The 16,579-nt window shown below is 58.0% G+C and carries 15 protein-coding genes and 1 pseudogene; 10 read left to right on the top strand and 6 right to left on the bottom strand.

Going from position 1 to position 16,579, the window contains the following annotated elements; all coding sequences use genetic code 11:
- Positions 1-164: 164 nt before the first annotated feature.
- From CGK93_RS09435 to CGK93_RS09405, 7 genes are all read left to right on the top strand, one after another.
- Positions 165-482: a hypothetical protein gene (locus tag CGK93_RS09435; protein WP_157731671.1), complete on the top strand. Its 318-nt coding sequence runs from the start codon at positions 165-167 to the stop codon at positions 480-482.
- A 119-nt stretch (positions 483-601) separates the two neighbouring features.
- Entirely contained in the window at positions 602-994 is a 393-nt protein-coding gene (locus tag CGK93_RS09430) for a hypothetical protein (RefSeq protein WP_157731669.1), read from the top strand.
- 332 nt (positions 995-1,326) lie between these two features.
- Entirely contained in the window at positions 1,327-1,560 is a 234-nt protein-coding gene (locus CGK93_RS23500) for a hypothetical protein (RefSeq protein WP_157731667.1), read from the top strand.
- Between the two features lie 356 nt (positions 1,561-1,916).
- Positions 1,917-2,855, top strand: a complete 939-nt coding sequence (locus CGK93_RS23820; RefSeq protein ID WP_198318400.1) for a PASTA domain-containing protein — start codon at positions 1,917-1,919, stop codon at positions 2,853-2,855.
- Positions 2,856-2,934: 79 nt separating this feature from the next.
- Positions 2,935-3,120: a hypothetical protein gene (locus CGK93_RS09415; RefSeq protein WP_089594586.1), complete on the top strand. Its 186-nt coding sequence runs from the start codon at positions 2,935-2,937 to the stop codon at positions 3,118-3,120.
- Positions 3,117-3,470, top strand: a complete 354-nt coding sequence (locus CGK93_RS09410) for a hypothetical protein (protein ID WP_157731665.1) — start codon at positions 3,117-3,119, stop codon at positions 3,468-3,470. Before CGK93_RS09415 ends, CGK93_RS09410 begins: the two co-directional genes overlap by 4 nt.
- A gap of 79 nt (positions 3,471-3,549) precedes the next feature.
- Complete coding sequence (locus CGK93_RS09405) at positions 3,550-3,894, top strand: hypothetical protein (protein WP_089594584.1); 345 nt, start codon at positions 3,550-3,552, stop codon at positions 3,892-3,894.
- 116 nt (positions 3,895-4,010) lie between these two features.
- On the opposite strand, the gene CGK93_RS09400 is transcribed toward CGK93_RS09405, so the two are convergent.
- Positions 4,011-4,193 (bottom strand): YegP family protein, encoded by a 183-nt coding sequence (locus tag CGK93_RS09400; RefSeq protein ID WP_089594583.1) that lies wholly within the window; start codon positions 4,191-4,193, stop codon positions 4,011-4,013.
- 118 nt (positions 4,194-4,311) lie between these two features.
- Positions 4,312-4,539 (bottom strand): annotated as a pseudogene (locus tag CGK93_RS09395) (DUF4193 family protein); the annotation flags it as partial.
- Positions 4,540-4,724: 185 nt separating this feature from the next.
- Here CGK93_RS09395 and CGK93_RS09390 point away from each other — a divergent pair.
- The 3 genes from CGK93_RS09390 to CGK93_RS09385 are packed head-to-tail and all read left to right on the top strand — an operon-like array spanning position 4,725 to position 5,925.
- Complete coding sequence (locus CGK93_RS09390; RefSeq protein WP_157731663.1) at positions 4,725-5,435, top strand: hypothetical protein; 711 nt, start codon at positions 4,725-4,727, stop codon at positions 5,433-5,435.
- Between the two features lie 16 nt (positions 5,436-5,451).
- Entirely contained in the window at positions 5,452-5,616 is a 165-nt protein-coding gene (locus tag CGK93_RS23495; RefSeq protein ID WP_157731661.1) for a hypothetical protein, read from the top strand.
- A 12-nt stretch (positions 5,617-5,628) separates the two neighbouring features.
- Positions 5,629-5,925: a hypothetical protein gene (locus CGK93_RS09385; RefSeq protein ID WP_157731659.1), complete on the top strand. Its 297-nt coding sequence runs from the start codon at positions 5,629-5,631 to the stop codon at positions 5,923-5,925.
- A 16-nt stretch (positions 5,926-5,941) separates the two neighbouring features.
- Here CGK93_RS09385 and CGK93_RS09380 read toward each other — a convergent pair whose 3' ends face one another.
- The 4 genes from CGK93_RS09380 to CGK93_RS09355 all read right to left on the bottom strand — a co-directional run bounded on the left by CGK93_RS09380 (position 5,942) and on the right by CGK93_RS09355 (position 16,485).
- Positions 5,942-6,505, bottom strand: a complete 564-nt coding sequence (locus CGK93_RS09380) for a hypothetical protein (protein ID WP_089594580.1) — start codon at positions 6,503-6,505, stop codon at positions 5,942-5,944.
- A gap of 650 nt (positions 6,506-7,155) precedes the next feature.
- The gene (locus tag CGK93_RS09370) at positions 7,156-7,659 is read right to left on the bottom strand and encodes a hypothetical protein (protein ID WP_089594578.1); all 504 of its coding nucleotides are present in this window, start codon (positions 7,657-7,659) and stop codon (positions 7,156-7,158) included.
- Positions 7,660-8,023: 364 nt separating this feature from the next.
- Entirely contained in the window at positions 8,024-13,705 is a 5,682-nt protein-coding gene (locus tag CGK93_RS09360) for an RHS repeat-associated core domain-containing protein (protein ID WP_089594576.1), read from the bottom strand.
- A gap of 26 nt (positions 13,706-13,731) precedes the next feature.
- Positions 13,732-16,485, bottom strand: coding sequence for a LamG-like jellyroll fold domain-containing protein (locus CGK93_RS09355; RefSeq protein ID WP_089594575.1), 2,754 nt, complete (start codon positions 16,483-16,485; stop codon positions 13,732-13,734).
- Positions 16,486-16,579: the final 94 nt, after the last annotated feature.

Raw genomic sequence — 16,579 nt, 5'->3', positions numbered from 1 at the left:
GCCCGCTCACACATAAGAAACTAGCCGCGGCTCGGTCAAACTCATGAAAGTCATCTGCACACAGATTTCCCGGCCGGATGCAGATCGGCCTTTCGAAGGTACCGGCTGGCTCAAACTCGACGCCGAATATACGGTGACCTCCAGCCCCTGACAACGTGACCTCCGTGAACGATCTCCACCTAAACCCCGGCGGAACCGTTTACCGGGGAACCTACGACTGGGACCACATAGCCGAGGTCGGGCATGGGCTCGGCTGGCAGCGTAAAAGTACCGAAGACCCCGGATTCGGTGCCGTCACCTTCGGCACGGACGGCACCACCGCGCCCGATGGCACCATTGAGCACCCCACCAAAACCCACGACGGACAAACCGGCGGCACGGACGGCATCTATGGATACTTTGATCGCAACACCGAGTCAAGCAGCAATCAAGCCAAGATCGCCTTGGGCTTGAGTGACCAACTTACGAATGTGAAACGATGAGCACCATGTCTTCGCGAAGATTTCTCCTCCAAGGCCTTGTCGTTGCCATCCTCACTGCCCTCACTGGCTGTGTAACAACACCGAGCACCAACCCACCTACGAGCACCGCGGAGCAGACCATGGATCCGGAACAAGCCCGCAAGGAATACCTCGACATCTTCACGGAAGTCCAAGCCCTCGCCCCTGGTGACTGGACGAAAGTTGCACCAGATGCACCGGGGGACGTCTGCGATCTGCCTCAGGGCATTGAAGGGACTCAATTCAGCTTTGACATTACCCGCAGCGCGATCTCAGAAGATCAGGCTGAAGCGATACATAAGACGGTAAAGGAAGTCTTTGAAAGCAAAGGGCTAAGAGTCGTACAAACCCAGCCTTCGGGGGCTAACCGAGACCAGACGACCACAGGCTTTGGCGATGGCAAGTTCTCCATGCAGCTTGGAACGAGCAGCATCGGCACCACGCTCGGCGGCAACACCCGATGCACGCCGGATCCCGAGGGCAAATTCCGGTAGGAAGCAGTGACCAGCGAAGTCCGTAGGTACTGGCCCGTCCTATCCACCAGTGCCGTCCTGCTGCTGCTCGTGTCCGGATGCGCCGCTGGGTCTTCGGGTAGGAGTGCTGATACAGCCCCATCACCCTCTCAAACCGCAGCGAGCAACATGCTTCCCGATGACGGGAAGGGCGTCACCACGACCCCGGAAGCAGCCAGAACGGAGTTCTTCGGACTCCTCGATGAGATTCAGGCCTTGTCACCAGGTGACTGGGTGAACGAGGACTTACCGGCCGGTGGCTACTGCAACTACCAGAGAACCGGAAACGGCAAAAGTTCGCTGGAGTGCGGACCATGGGACCCCTAAGCACCACCGAGCGCGAGACACTCAGGCAAAAAGTCGAGCAGTTCTATTTATCTCATGGGTACAGCGTGAAGACCTTCGATCAATCAACAACTTCAAACAAGCTCATCATGACCAACGGCTTCGGTCCGGACGGTTTGGTCATCCAGCTCTACACCGGTGACCTCAACACGTCCGTGGATGGCTTCAGCCGCTGCGTCCCGTATCCGCGGGGTAGCAAATAGCCTGGCCTAAGGGGAAGACCGCGGTCCTCCCCCCCTGCAGCCCCGGCCGTGCCCACACTACAAAAACGCACTGATGCCGCACACCTTCGACCCACAAAAATTGATCATGGCGTTGAAATCAGGCTGTTAGCGGAGCCACGTCTGCGTGGGTGTTCTCACGTGTTGAAACCTGACTTCCCGTAATACATAAAGCAATAGCTCTTCGCACACTATTCTCAACCCAGAACCTGCTCTACCCAAGCAGGTGCAACACCGTTCACTCACTGCACTCTGGGGAGTCAATGAAATTCCGTCATTCCATATTTTTAGCCGCAGCTCTGGCTCTGAGCCTTTCTGCCTGCGCCGGCCCTGCACCCGTGGAGTCAGCGCCGACACCAACGCCTTCCGCGAGCTCCTCCCCTACAGCCAAGCCTGTTCAGGACGTCGTCGGCAAGACGTATCTGGCGGCTCGAACTGCTCTCAATAACGATGACTACTTCTCACGTGTCGTTGGCAAGGACGGCAAGGAATGGACGACAAATATCGTTCCGGACGATTCAGTTCTGGCAGTCTCCATGAAGCCTGCCGCCGGTGAAACACCGGATACCGACACCATATACATCACCGTGAATATGACAGAAGCAGAGTTCAAAGCTGCCTCTGCGGCAAAAGCGGAAACGGCCAAGGTCGCTGCTGAACAAGCCAGACTTGCTACCCGCTACACCTACACCTGCGGCTGGTCCAGCAGCAATCAGCCCACTTACAAGTCGTACAAGGAAATCTGGGCAAGCGGCGACTACAAAAATGGAGCAGACTGCCACGTCCAGATGGACGGTAGGAGTTCTTATGACAAGCCTCCGCTACTGCCGTCCGAACAGAAACTCGTTGATCTAGTGGCTTCCAAGGGCGGCGATGTCAGTGTCCCCTCGTCAACCGTTGGAAACGTGATGTTGCTCTGCGCAAAAGTGCACCCTGACTATGCGGACCAGGTGAGCGCCGTCCCCGAGCGGCGAAAAGCAGAAGCAGCAGCAGCCCTGACAGTCTGCCCCGACGCTCCGCACGCCGCAATTCTCCAAGCTGAGATAATGGCCGTAAAAGTCAGCGACGGGGCCAAGATCGTAGGTCAGACCATGGAGCCTGGAATCTGGAAGACCAAACCCGGTGCCAAAGACTGCTATTGGTCACGGACCACGGGCGGCGGCGACATCATCGATAACAACTTCGTAGGCTTTGCTCCCGACGGAGTTACTGTCACCGTCTACGCGGGTGAAGGATTCGAGTCATCGCGCTGCGGCACGTGGACCAAGATCGGCTAGACATCGACGCTGCGTGCCGGTTCACAGGCTTTGGAAACATGAGCCGGCATGCGCCTTCCGAGGAGTCTGTGAGAATCAAATGATGGACCCCCAAACGTTCCTTGAATTGCCCACGGACACTTCTTTCATGGTGCTCGCCACCAGCGCAGCCGCGTCTGCAGAGCTGGTCCAATTCACGGTGCTGCAGGAAGAACACCGTCCTGCAGCAATCTGGCTGTTGAATGGATTGCGCACAGCTATAGAGAGCCGAGGTTCCACACCGTGAGCATGCCGTCACCGGAGAATCTGCAACGAGCACCCCAGTGGGAGACCTACATTGTCACCCAGACTGTGCGTGCAACTCTCGGCCTCATCCCCGAACATGCACTCGCGGTCGGTGTGGAGATCCGCGGTGCCAAGATCAAGCTGCTGTTCCAGCTCACTGAGGTATCCGCTGAAGACGAGACGGACATGGATGACATACTCAGCGAACTGGAGGCCAATGTTGGTCAGAACGTCGAGGTGGAGTGTGCCTATGAAATTCGGCAGCAACGCAAAGTCCTGCCAGGTGCGCGTGGGGGTATTTGGTGGGTGTATCTGGCACGTGTGGACGAGGACCCGGCAACCCCGCTCTGATATCCGGCGTAGCCCTGGCATCAGAGTGACCATCTCTCCCTCGGTCAGATCGCAGTTCATGGAAGGAAGCCAGAGATCAATGAATGACCTGTCCCCAGCCCAGCGCATCCTTCTTTGGCAAGCAGTTGAAGACTACTCCGGACTCTGGGAGTGCCCGTGGGAACTGAGAGCGATCAGACCTTCAGCCAGCGACGAGGACCTGAAGATCGAAGCAGCAAAGATCGTCGCTGATCTGCTGTCCATGGAACTTGTCGGGCTTTATTACTGCCAGGAGCCCTACGGAGAGATGAGCAAAATACCCGACGACATGGCATTCGAACTGCTTGGCACTGATGACGTCTGGACGGTACCCGCCCCTGGGGCAGTGTCAGTGAGGTTCTCAGCGACCAAGGAAGCAAGTTCATTCTTTTTCACTGCCCCATGAGCGTCGGAGAGGCACGGCTAACGCTCTCGGTCACACTGCGCCTGAGCCAACGAAAAAATTACCCCGGAGCATCGGAGGCCCCGGGGTAATCAGAAATGATGGCTCAGTTTCGAGCTCTATTTGTCAGTCAGATCCACTACGACTGACTGTGCGTTGGTCTTGACGGAATCAATGCCCTTCTGGGCAGCCGCTTTCGTTGTGTACGACTCGCTGGTGGCGATGACTTCGCCGTTTCCAGCCTTCAGTCGAAAACGAAAGCCCTGGGATTTGTCAGTATAGATTTCGTACTTTCCTGCCATGCGTGATCCTCCTGCAACAATGTCGCTCCCATAGAGCGAACGTACCGGCGAAGTGCTTGAACACCGTCATACTAACTGCCGGAAACTGTTTTGCACGGGAGTCACGCTCAGGACTTTCTTAGCCTTCGCACTCCACGCAGTACGCGTGGCCGTCCTTCTCGCGTGCGATCTGCGAACGGTGCCGGACCAGGAAACACGAGAAGCAGGTAAATTCATCAGCCGCCGGCGGAATCACCTGGACCACCAGCTCTTCAGCAATGATCTCGCCGCCGGGGCCTTCCTGGTCGAGACCATCAGCCTGATCGAGCTCCAGCACGACACTGCGCGCATCAGACCGACGACCAGAGGCGCATCAAGCATGAGGGCAATGCTGTCCCTGCAGCAGAAATACATAACGAACGCTTGGAACAGGCACTGGAGCATAAGGCAGACCATGCACGCTTCACGGCGCTTCTGAACGCTGTGCGTCGCCAGCCCGGCGTTCTTCAAGTAGACCTAAAATCGGCCGTCCCGGATCGGGACGCTAAAGCCGTGACCAGGATGATCGACCAGTTGGAGGCAGCGGGACTTGTGGCCACTATGAAAGTCGGGAGCCGCGTCGCCGTCTGGTCAGCTGACTCGCCGGATGTGCCGCCGGAGTCCAAGCGGCGGGTACAGCGCTGGGCATGGGCTTTCGAGGACTACTGGGAAGAGCGACCGATCGAATGGGATGACCCAGCACGCACCGTCGCCGGTCTGGAGCGCTTGGCAGCAACTGTCAACACAGCGGCAGCGCAGCCAACCTCCGACGAAGGGCCGCGTCCTACACCGCTGGACTTCGTTGCTCGCACTTCTCATGTCGCGCCGGCAATCTCCGAGGGACTTCCGGCCTATTACGACTCTGAAGAACTGGCCATGGCCTTTTGGGGACACCACGATCTGGTCGAAACGGCTGCGTGGGCCAAGCGGATCATCGACGGCGGCGGGTACGACACCACAGCCAACCAAAAAAAGAAATGGTTACGGGCCATCCCCAGGCACACCCACATGGAGCGAGTCCCGTTCACTGAGCGTCTTCTCAACGGACACCCTGGATGGTTGTTGAAGGAAGTGGGTGAGCCCACCGCCAACAGCGTTCCCGTAACTGCATTCACTGCGTCGACTGCGTGCTCTGACCCTGACGAGGCGGTCGCTCGACAAACGGCCTGCTGGATCAAACAAAAGCCAGTGCGGACACGGGCTGCACAGTCCCCCACCAGCTAGGCCCAGAGGAGTACAGATGAACCACAACGATATTGCTTTCAGCGTCAATGAAACCTGGTTCGGCGACTGGAACCCCCTTCGCGACGAATACGGGTATCCCATCAACACTTCCATGCCGACGGCGTTTTACCTTGAGCACGGAAGTTCCGTGATCAAGCGCTGGATTCCTGAGCAAGGATAGTGGAACGACTTCGTGGACCTGACTCGAATGCGACCCGACACTTTTCACGAGGCAATCCGTCGGATACCACCCGAGCTGCCTTTCGAAGCACTGGACCACAAGACAAAGAAATCCATCCGCACCTCCAGATCACGAGGCCTGATCAAACCGTCGTACCCTCCGCTCCCCCATCACACCGATCCGACAGGTGAGGTGCGCCGGCGACGGGAACGGAACACGATCCTGGGACCTCGGATCCTCATTGCGGTACTGATGGTGGTGACTGCGCTCATCGGCGTCGCCGTGCTTTTGCGTCTTTTCGTCGAATAGCCGGTGATGCTGTCGGCTATTCGCTGCGACTCAGGCGACAACAGCAGGTGACGCAATCACCTTCTTCAGCCGCAGAATGCCGACGGTCCAGGCGCTGCTTCTTCGTTAGGACATAGCTCTTATTCGGCAAATCCGGGTACCCAATGTAGATGGCGAGTTTCACCTCTCCGTCCTTCTTCTCAATAGCCAGACGTCGAGCCACATCGAACCCACTAGGAGAATCCGGCTGCTTTAAAACCAGTTCTACGCCGGGTTGATTCTCAAATTTGGTCGGATCACGTAGTAGTGGTTGAAATTCCCAAGTGCCAACAGATGTGAACGGGGATTCCGCAAGGGTCTCGTCGCTGAGTTGACTTAAGGGAAAGTCCGAGACGGTCGCGGTGTTGTCCTCGTTGAGCTGGATCTCGGCCTGGGGAACATCCCCATTCACGGTGCTTGCGGCAGCTGAGTAGATCCAAGTCCCAACCACTTCACCCCGTTCAACCTCAGGCATTCGAGGGGAGTAGCATCCCGCCAGAGCCAGGATTGCGATGCTCGCCATGGCTGCTGGCTGCCAATGCTTCTGTAGCAGCTGGGTCATCTATACATCTCCCTCAACCTCCCTCTTCTCGCCTTCGTGACCCAGTCTTCGCTGCCTTGGAGGCACCTCTGCCCCATCGATACACAACGATCGCGAACGCAATCCCAACAACAGGGCCAGTGTAGGCAGCCGCCAACACCGGATTGTATGTCAGCGGAAATAGTGTGAAGTACAGGAATATCAGCGCGCCAGAGCCCACTGTTGCCACTATGCCAGCGACCAGTGCTCGGGCTATTGCGTGCGTGGACCTAGGAAGTGGCAGAAGGGCGACAATGACGCCACTTGAAACCACCAGGCCCAGAATCACCATGGCGGGAATCTCGAACAGGAAAAGGTTCATCAGGATCCAAGGAACGTAACCGACACTGAATCTGCCGATGTTGTTCAACGCGCTGAGCCCGACAGCGCCAATCGTGCCCAGAAGTCCACCCAGGAGGACCAGCCTCCAATTCGCGCTCCTGGAGCGCCACCAGTTCCACAGGCTTCCGCTAGCCGACATACTTCTGCACCGCCTGCTTGAGCTTCACTTTTTATGGCATCGACTGCATTAATTCTCTGGGAGGCTGTTGATGGTAGCCGTAACTTCACATCGTCCCAGTTTCGGAGCACGGAGAATCAGAAAGCGCACCCGCCTCCCCGGGCTCCGCTGCCTAGGCTAGCAAAGCGCGAAAGGCCGCAAGGGCTTCACCCCGAAGTTCTTCGCTCAATGCAAGCGAATCACTCCGTTTAGTACTAACAATGTTCTCATCCCACGAGATTGAGACCTCCACGAATGACTGCAGCTTCGACATTCCCGTCATATCGCCTTGGTTTTCGAGTTTTAGATAGCACTGCTGATAAATAAAGTCACAAGCGGCAATTGGATCCATGCCCTTATCGAGTACATCTCGTGCGCGGAACATCGCAATCAACAGAATTGATTCACTCACCTCTCGTGAAGGCCACTCCCGTTCTTCCGCCAGATCATTGAGCAGGTCCTTGAGCATGAAAGCATCTATGGGAGACGACTGAGACGCCAGCGCTAACACGGCGGGTGTGTCAATTCCCTCCGTAATTGCTTCTGCCGCCAGCATGTCGACATTGTCCCACTGGTCCAGTTCATTTTCGGATAACAGTAAGGCTAGGTACAGACGTTGCTCGGATGGAGAAGTCATACTGCCGGGAATTTTCAATTGGTACACCAATCGCTTGTTTACTTAAACTTAAAGTCATCGACCATGCCGGTCTTTGTATTCTGCACATAGTGTATCTCCACATTATTGACATTCTGCCGCATTTTCACCCAGCCTTCTGTCATGGACCATCGAGTGTCTGCCATTTTCACGTTCGGCAGAGCAATCCCAGCACTAGGGTTTGACATCGCAGATCCCATAGCAAGTTGTTCTTTTAAGTCATTAGGGGCAGTACGTCCAGTAGAACCTCTCGACAGGTTACCCGTCGGCATAAAGACTCCTGTATTTCCAGGCTTACCTATGCCAACCTTTCCTCCCTTTCCGGCTCCGCCTCGCCCGAACGCCATCATAAGACTATCCCGAGTGGTCCCGCGAATGCCTCGTCCCAGGACATGTCTTCGTCGTCGGGAACACCATAGTGGCTCAAGTGGTTCAGGAACCACACTTTTTGCTTAAGACTCATATCTTCGGTCGCTTTATAAGGACGAATCTCACCAGCGTGGGCCGAGTAACTTTTCTTATAGGCCCATCGGAGCCTGTCCGCAAATGTAGGTACATACGTGCCGGGCGTCGCGGGGGCGGCAGCGCGCTGCTCCTGCTCGACACCGTAGAACTTAGGGCCCGAAACGTATTCAGCCTTCAAATATGTCCCCCCACGGTCCTCGTCGCAGTCACAAGTGGGCTTCAGGCCTGTGGGATCCGAAGTATTTATGGTGTTGCCAAAGGCGTATGTATACGGAGTGAAGCCTTCTTGTTTGCTGATGTCCAGGATTGGGTCCGGTGCTGTGAAGACACCAAGGACTGGGTCAAGCTCTCGGGCACCAAGGTGGGTGAGCGAACTAACAGTGTCGTCAAGCCCTGCGATGTAGCCGTTGACTGCGCTGAACCCAGTTGAACTTGCCGCGTTTGATCCGGTTCCGGCGGTAGTGCTGGGGGCTGTCGCGAAGCTGCCATTGGCTGTAGCAGTTCCATTAGCACCCCGGGCAAGACCCAAGGGGTCGGTACGACGCGTGATGACCGTTGTGGGCCCAGTGCCGGTGTTCGGCAGCGTCATGGTCTGGGCGGTATTAACTCTGTCCCCGATGATGAACGCCAGCTTCGTGCCGGTGACCGTGCTGTTGCTGGTGCGCTGCGCGACGATCTTCCCGGCGAAGCTGTAGGTCTTGGTTGCTGTTTTCGTGCCACCAATACTGTTGTGGGCAGTAATGCTGCCCAACGTCACGGTTGTGCCGGTGCCGTCCTTGATGCCGACAAGGTTCCCTGAGGCGTCGTAGAAGCGGGTTGCCGCATCGTCAGCCACCGCTGTAGAAGGGGCTGGCGGCGTTCCGGCTGTTGCTCCGGGGTTGGGGTTGGCCGGAACGTCGCTGGCACCCGTGGTCGTGCTCAAGCTCCCGTCCAAACTGTACGTCAGCGTTTGTCCCGCCCGACCTGTCATTTTGCCGGCTGCATCCCAGGTAAAGGACTGTGTAGATGTGGTCGAACCTGCAACTGAGGTTACTGACTGCAGCCGGTGAGGTCCCGTTGTTCCAGGTGCTGGGTAAGCGTAGGTCTCAGTGACCGCGAGGGCCCCAGTGGCGCTGAACCGCTTGACCTGGGCCCTGTCACCTGCAGCTGTATACGTGTACGTCTGCGCATACGGTGCCGGGCCGGTCAGCCCTGTCACGCTCCCCGCCGTAGAAGCAGGCGCGGTGGAACAACCTGCAATAACGGACGGTGTCCATGCAGCTTTGACACGGTCGGCGTGATCGTAGCTGTAGCACTGGTAGTCCGACGGTGAGGAGGTCCGTGAGGTGTAGGCCTGCTCCCGTGAGGTGATCCGTCCTGCCGGGTCGTACTTATAGCGAGTGGTACCGAGATCCGATGAATCCTTGTCAGGGAGGGTGTTGGATGCTTGGCTGTCGATCAGTCGCCCTGTGCTGGGGCTCCAGTTGAAGCTAACGACATTCTTGCCGGTGGTGTTTGTCCCTGTGGATTCAGCGTTGTCCATTTGCTCGTAGGAAACAAGCTTGCCGAGATGGTCATACTGGGAGTTTCCGGCGTAGATGTTCAAGTTAGCTTGGATACTGGAGGGAGTATCAAACGCCGTATATCCGTAGGCGACGGTCTCTGCCGGGAGACCGGCGATAGTGGGTGTGCCCGCTGCTTTGATCTGACCAGTGTAGGTAGTAGTCGTAGTAAACGAGTGGGACCCGCCGAAACCCGTCAGCGTCGCCGGAAGTGTGGTCGTGACTGTACCGGGCGTATATGCGAGATCGAAGCCGCTATACGTAGTGGTGACGGGCTGGTCGAAGTTCACGCCATTGTTGCGCGTCGTGGAAGTGAGCTGGCCCAGGTTGGCAGTATCGCTGTCATATGTCGACGTGATCAGGGTCTTGGCGGTCCCCCCTTGCGCGGTGACGGTTTGCTTCGTGACGCGGTCCAAGACGTCGTACACGTAGCCGGTCACTGTCTGCAGAGCATCGCTACGAGTCGCGACCCGGCCTGAAGCATCATACGTAGTTGCACCTGTGCCTGTGTCCGGGTCCGTGCTGGATGTTTCCCGTCCTGCAGCGTCGTATTTCCATGTCCAAAGGTTCTGACCGTCACCCATGCCTGTGCGTTGGCCGAAGGCGTCATAGACAAAAGTGGTCTTGTCGGCGCTGCCAGTAGCGGTAGTGCCGTGATAGGACGTTTTGCTATCGACCTTTCCTCGGGCATTCAACACGGTCGTCTCAGGGGAGCCGCTCCACCCGGGAGCCGTGAGTTTCGTTGTGGTGGTGTCTATGCCGACGTAACTGTAGCCAGTCGTCCACTGTTCGATGTTGTCGTTGCCGAGCCGCTTGGCGGTCGCGACACGGCCGGCCGTGTCGTAGGTGTACTCAGTGGAGGCCGGTACGGCAATGGTGGGAGTAATCAAGTCCCCGGTGGGGTTGGAAGGGACGTAGTAGTCGTGGCGTTCGAGGTTCTTTGCCCCGGCCGAGTTGTACATCGTGTCGGTAACTATAGAGCCCCCACCCGGGGACTTCGCCTGGGTTTGACGGACTCGTCCCATGCCGTCGTAGATGGCGAAGCTATCTATGCCGGTCGCGGTCGTCTTCTTCACCCACGAAGGACTGGTGTTGGAGATCCCGTAGCTGGTGACCGTGGTTGGGGTGCCAGCCGCCTGTGGCCGCCGTGCATCCCATGACTTGATCTCGCGGCCCGACTGATCGTAAGCGGCACTGGTTTCATGCAGGTTCTGGTCCTGGGTCTTCAGGGTGTTTCCGCGTATGACATCCAGGGTCGTCACCGTCTTCCACTGAAGCGCATTGGAGACAGTCACTGTCGTCGGCGCGCCTGTGCCAGGCGAGTACGTGGTCGTCGTAGTTCGCGGCGCACCGGTGGTGTTGTCAGTGGCTGTGGCTGCGCGACCTAAGGAGTCATATGTCATGGTGGGCCCGGTCTGCCACCCTGTGACTACGACGCCCGATGTTGCCGTAGCAGCGTCAGTGCGGGTTTTGTCGCCCTTCGTCGGGGCAACGTAACCTGGGGATCCGGGGACCGCCGAAGTGGAGGTGTCGTACAGGGTCCTTGTGTAGCGCAGCAGGGGTCCGTTAGGGGCTCCGGCATTGCAAGCTGCAGAGAATGTGGCGCTGACAGCCGGAAGGGACAGTATGTTTGCTGTGGCGTTGTCGGCGTAGCTGGTGGTGGTGCAAATATCGTCGGCTGTCGTGGCTGTGTAGTCGCCATGGTCAGCGACTGCAGTAATGCGGCCCAACGCATCGAACGTGTTGGCAATGTACGTCGTGCGCCAACCACCGGAGACACTGGACGCGGTTCTGGTCTTGGTTGCAGAGGTTCCGGTGTAGTGAGCTTCCACGGAATCCAGGGACACTGGAGCTTTTGCTGTGGGGTTCAATGAGGACCAGGGCAAGGTGATCGTGCTACTCAAGTAGTTCGTTCCGGTGCCGGCAAAGCTACGCTGTTCCAACACACGACCGGCCAACCACGGCTGATCTGCTATTTGGGTGATGCCATCTGAGGCCGTCAGCGTTGCTGCCCGCACACCTCCGGAGGCATTGGATGGTGTGCCGTTGATGCCGCGCAGGTAGGTGGTGATGGTGTACGGGTTACTACCGCCCGGATCGTTGCCTGTTGTTTTCCTAACCTGGGACCAACCGCCGAACACAGACCAAGTTTTCTTGGAACCGCTGGTGCTGGAGTCGTACTTGGCGTCGACGTATTTCCACACCGGGGCGTCTTCGTACTTGTATTCCTGATAAACCGCAGCACTGCCGTCATAGCCCGGGCTGGGAGTCGTGCTGACGCTCTGGACGGGATAGATGTTGAACAGGTCCCGTCGTTCAGTTTGCGGAACCGGATCAACAGGCTGCCACCATTGCGGGAAGCAACGTTTGGTGTTGGTCTCAGGAACGACCGTGGCGATGTACTCATAGGTACAGCCGGGGTCCGCGGGCATGTAATTTACCGTTGTCCGCGCGCCCGTGCTGTTGATAATCGTCATGAGCCGGATCCGGTTCATGGGCGCCTGTCCGGTCCGGACGTCCCAGACACGGTTGTACCGTCCCTGACCGTCAAAGATAGTAGCTGGATCAGTGATCCAGCCGCCGAAACCGGTGGAGGTTGTGTCGGCACCTTGGTGCGTGACAGATCGCAGCCAGAGAGAAGGTTTGGTTCCGTCCTCTGGATCGGGCATCCAGTGGCCGAGAGTCCAGATGTCGGCGTTGCCGTAGCTGGCCCCAACGAGTGTCTGCGAGATCACCGTCTGCAGGCGGTAGTACGTGTAGAAGGTCGGTGCCTGGATGGCACAGGTCGTGGTGTTGCAGGTGAAGTTGGTCGGAACGTCGTGTTCGGTGCCGTTCGTGCAAACCGTTCCGCCTTCACAACGGCCCGTGTAGCCAAGATGAACCTGCATTGGGGCCTTGGCTGTGAGTTCGGTCCCCTCCCGCATGCCATAGTCAACCCGTGCGAGTCGGCTGGCCCGGACGTAGATGTGACGAGGGCCTGTGCCAGCTGCTGAAGCGTAGTAGTTCAGGTCCTGGGTGTAGTAGAACGCCTGGGAGTTGCCGTGAACGTCCACGACGTAATCCAGGTTCCAGGCGTAGGCCTGCTGACAGAGCGCTGTTCCGATGTCGTTGCAAGGCTGAGTCGATGTAGCAGCACGGACAGGAACATAGTCGGTTGAGTTGGTGGTTGCCTTACCGCTGGTCCAGCCCGGGAGTTTATTCAGGCCGAAGAAGTACTCGGTTCCCTCAGGATCAGTGACTTTCCAATAGTCGCCGTACCTGGTCCCGTTTGCGGTGTTCGTGTCCTGCAAGAACTCCAGACGGGTGTTGTCGTCTGCCTGCAGGTGGAATTTGCCGTTGGCATCTTTGATGATCAGACCGGAGCGGTTGCCGAAAGAGATAGTGAATTCCTGGCCTCCAGGATTTCCGCAGAGATCCCAGGTCTGTGTACCAGCCGGGAGCTGGTCCTTACAGGATCCAAATTTCTGGCGGATGGTTCCGGCACCGCCCAGAGCCCAGCCGTCACCAACCACGGAAGCCTGGTTGTTTGTGGCGCTGGTTAGGCCATCGAGGCGGGTGGAGTCGTAAGACAGGCTCAGCGCCGGCGTGCTTCCAGCAGGGGCTTCCCTGATCGGGAAGGGATAGTTCCAGGTGAACCCACCGGTCTGGCCGGTAGTTCCCCAAGAACCGGATCCCAGGCCAGGCAGAGCCATAAAGTTGCCCGCGCCACCGGGATTGGAGGGAACAGGACCGGAGTTGGTGCCGGACATAGGCACGATCGTGCGGACGCCCGCCGTCTTCGCCAATGGCGCCTGATCTCCCAGAACAGTGTCTGAGGCCGCGCCCACCGCGACGTCGATTCCCTGAGGGGCGATGGGGTCTGCTGCTGGCTCTTGCCATTGCTCAACAGGCACCGGGTCGAGCGGAGTGATGTTGGAATCGCCCGCCACTTGCGAGACTGCACCCGGTTCCGGGAGAACGGTAAAGGCGGCACCGGTTGCTACGAGCGTTACAGCGAGTGCCGCAGTAAGAAGCGAACGCATGGACTGGATTCCTGACCTGTAAATTTTCACTTGACCAAAACCCCTGCTTCCGTTCCGCTGGCACTCTTGAAAGCCGCTTCCATGGCGAAGAACTGAGCTTTGGTGAGCACGTCATTGGTGAGTATCGGGCGATAGATCTGCCCAGCGAATTTCTGTGCTCCGGCAGCGTTCTGGCCCAGAATCACCTTTTGGGTCGTTGCACTCACCACATTCGGCTGTGAAGCTGCGACGACCCATGTGCCGAACAGTCCGTCTTTATTCGCCGTCAGACGAAGTTGCCGGTTGATCTTGTCGTAGACGGCGGTGACGTAGCTCCACTCGCCGGCAGAAATGTAATCGTCGCTGTTCACATGCTCGCTGGTCGTCGCTGAATACCAGGTCTGGAGACGGCCGTAGCCATCTGCTCCAATCTCCAGCGCCGCACCGGGGCCAGTGCCGGCAAGCTGGGTGATCACTGACTGGATATTGCCCGAAGCAGTGTCGGGACGGATCCAGGCTGCCATGCTGAAACTCTCATTGGGGTTGATGGCGGCACCTGACGTCTCCGCCTTACCGCCATTGAAGGCCAGTGCGTAGGCCTCGTACCCTACGGCAGGTGCGTTATTCGAGTCGCAAAGTCCTTCGGGAATGCGGTGTGACTCGACAGCCTTGCCGCAAGCGTTGATTTTGACCCACGTGGCACCGCCACTGGGGGTCAACGGCATCGGTGTTCCCGTTGCGGTTGTCGGTGAAGCCACCTTCAGGGTGATTTTCTTGGGAGCGCCTGCCACGTAGGGTTCCAGGGTCGCGATGTTCCCTGCTTCATCGAACGCCCAGACATTGAGATATGAAGTAGGTGCGACTGCTCCGATATTGATGTCGACACTGTCAGAACTCGGGCAGAGCACGATGAATTCCTTCACTGGCGGTGTCTGACATGTCACGGTTTCCGGAGGAGCCTCGGACCCGGTTTCGCTCACCGAATAGATGAAGCCGCTGGCCTTAGGTACACGTGATGATGTGTAGGTGTTGCTGATTCTGAACTTGTAGGTGAAGTCGCCCGGGGCCCGGCTGAGGTCTTTGAACTCGCCAGGTGTTGTTGTTGAGGTCAACTCGGCACTCAGCGGACTAACCGTTGGAACCGCGGGTCCGACAGTGTCGACGGTGAAGGGAAAACTCATAAGAGGTGACTCTGCCTTGAACATGTCCACACCTTTGGCATCGAGAATGTAATCTCCGTCGCCCAAGACGCCGAAGCTTGAGCCCCACTGGATGGTCGCAATGCCCCATTCCTGACTGAAGTTCGGGACACTCCCCCAGAAGACGTTGCCACCTCCAGCCTTTGGGCGGACGCTGAAGAAGACAGTGATGGGTCCGCCCGTCGTACCGTTTACCGGCCTCAGGTCAATATCGCCGGCAAAGACGGCCATCGTCGGCGTACGGTCGCGGGTGACGTACTTCGACGTCCACGCCGCACCTGCCCATCGCCCCTCTCCTACCGAGTGGATGGCAGGTCCATAGGGCTTCCGGTTGTAGTCGACTGTTACCTGTCCGGCGTTGGAGAAGCGTTTCCAAGCCAAACCGCTGGTGTCGAGTTCATTGTCGGCAGCGAGCATGATCGTCCACTTCGCTGAATTTAGCAAGGTGCTCTCGCCTGCCAACAAGTCGAAGCCGACCATCCCTTGGGGGCATGCCGAACTCCATCCCTTGGCGACGTTGCCGCGGTCAGTGCGCACTCCCAATGCCGGTTGGTTGTTCCATGTCGTGCCCGTTCCCACTTCACCGGTCAGCCACGACGCCACTCCTGTGGGGGTGCAGGACGCCGACCACGTCTCCAGGACGCTGAACCGGGCATTGATCAGATCCGCCGAGGCGTCGAAGGTTTTGCCTTCGAACTGGTAGTACGAACGGGCCAAGTGCGCGTTTCCGTCCGTGGGCCAGTTCGGAGGCAGGTATCCAACGTTGAGTGTCTCGGTGCTGAAGGCACCGTTCCAGTACGAGGTGTTCGGGTATGCAGTGTCCACCATGACATATGAGGTGCGTGGCACATTCCAGGGAGGGTCGACATAGATCGGGTAGGTCACGTCTGTGGCGTTCAGGATCTCGTCCATCCCGAAGACCTGAGTTTGTTTCCCAGCTTCCTCCCCGAGCGTGAACTTGAAGGGTCTGGTCACACCCGGGGTTCCCGGATCCAGTGCAGAAGCGCCCGGCTGGGAAGAATCCCACCATTGGCCCCCGCTCATGTGCAGCTCAGCTTCCCCGCTCTCGGTACCAGTGGCAGTAATTGTTCCCTCTGGGGTTGCCGAAAGTGTCGCGTTGTCGGCGTCTAGGAACAACCGCATCTGGACTACACGCGGATCCCTTGCAGCCGCAGCTGACTCGATCTTCAAGACTTGGGACACACCACCCTGATGAGCTATCTGCACCAGGTCCACGCCGGGTAGCACCTGCTGATACGTTGCGGTGTTCTCCACAAGGATCGGCACCGGCAGCATCCCGAACGGCCAGGATTGTTCAATCGAGTGGCCTTCTTTGTCATCAATCTTCGCCATCTCGTTGGAGCCGCCGGCGCCAATAGTCACGTCAACAGGCACTTGCTCAGGCCTGATGATTGTCTTGCCGTCCTCAACGGTTTTCACGAAGTCAGTGGATATGTCCGCCCAGCCAGCGCTGGTCTCCATACGAACCGGGGCGGTGTTCATCGTCCGTGTGAACGTCCCGTTGGGATTAGCAACTGTGAGATCAGTAGGAGTGGTCGCTGAATCGACCACGATCTTCTCCCCCGATACTTTGGCTTCCATCTGGGCCGCCTGCTCGGATCCCGGTTCAGGGGCCGTGTCTCCAGGGGTAACAGCTGGGGCTGTCTCAGCAGGTTGCAGGCCAGGGAGGGCCAGC

This window comes from Arthrobacter sp. YN, assembly GCF_002224285.1.
Lineage (GTDB): Bacteria > Actinomycetota > Actinomycetes > Actinomycetales > Micrococcaceae > Arthrobacter.
This window is presented reverse-complemented; position numbering and strand designations above follow the sequence as displayed.

Excerpts from the sequence above, each read along its gene's own strand:
- CGK93_RS09415 (WP_089594586.1), top strand. The coding sequence starts at position 2,935 with ATGATGGACCCCCAAACGTTCCTTGAATTGCCCACGGACACTTCTTTC.
- CGK93_RS09400 (WP_089594583.1), bottom strand. The coding sequence starts at position 4,193 with ATGGCAGGAAAGTACGAAATCTATACTGACAAATCCCAGGGCTTTCGT.
- CGK93_RS09380 (WP_089594580.1), bottom strand. The coding sequence starts at position 6,505 with ATGACCCAGCTGCTACAGAAGCATTGGCAGCCAGCAGCCATGGCGAGC.
- CGK93_RS09355 (WP_089594575.1), bottom strand. The coding sequence starts at position 16,485 with ATGGAAGCCAAAGTATCGGGGGAGAAGATCGTGGTCGATTCAGCGACC.
- CGK93_RS09405 (WP_089594584.1), top strand. The coding sequence starts at position 3,550 with ATGAATGACCTGTCCCCAGCCCAGCGCATCCTTCTTTGGCAAGCAGTT.
- CGK93_RS09430 (WP_157731669.1), top strand. The coding sequence starts at position 602 with ATGGATCCGGAACAAGCCCGCAAGGAATACCTCGACATCTTCACGGAA.
- CGK93_RS09360 (WP_089594576.1), bottom strand. The coding sequence starts at position 13,705 with ATGCGTTCGCTTCTTACTGCGGCACTCGCTGTAACGCTCGTAGCAACC.
- CGK93_RS09370 (WP_089594578.1), bottom strand. The coding sequence starts at position 7,659 with ATGACTTCTCCATCCGAGCAACGTCTGTACCTAGCCTTACTGTTATCC.
- CGK93_RS23500 (WP_157731667.1), top strand. The coding sequence starts at position 1,327 with ATGGGACCCCTAAGCACCACCGAGCGCGAGACACTCAGGCAAAAAGTC.
- CGK93_RS23495 (WP_157731661.1), top strand. The coding sequence starts at position 5,452 with ATGAACCACAACGATATTGCTTTCAGCGTCAATGAAACCTGGTTCGGC.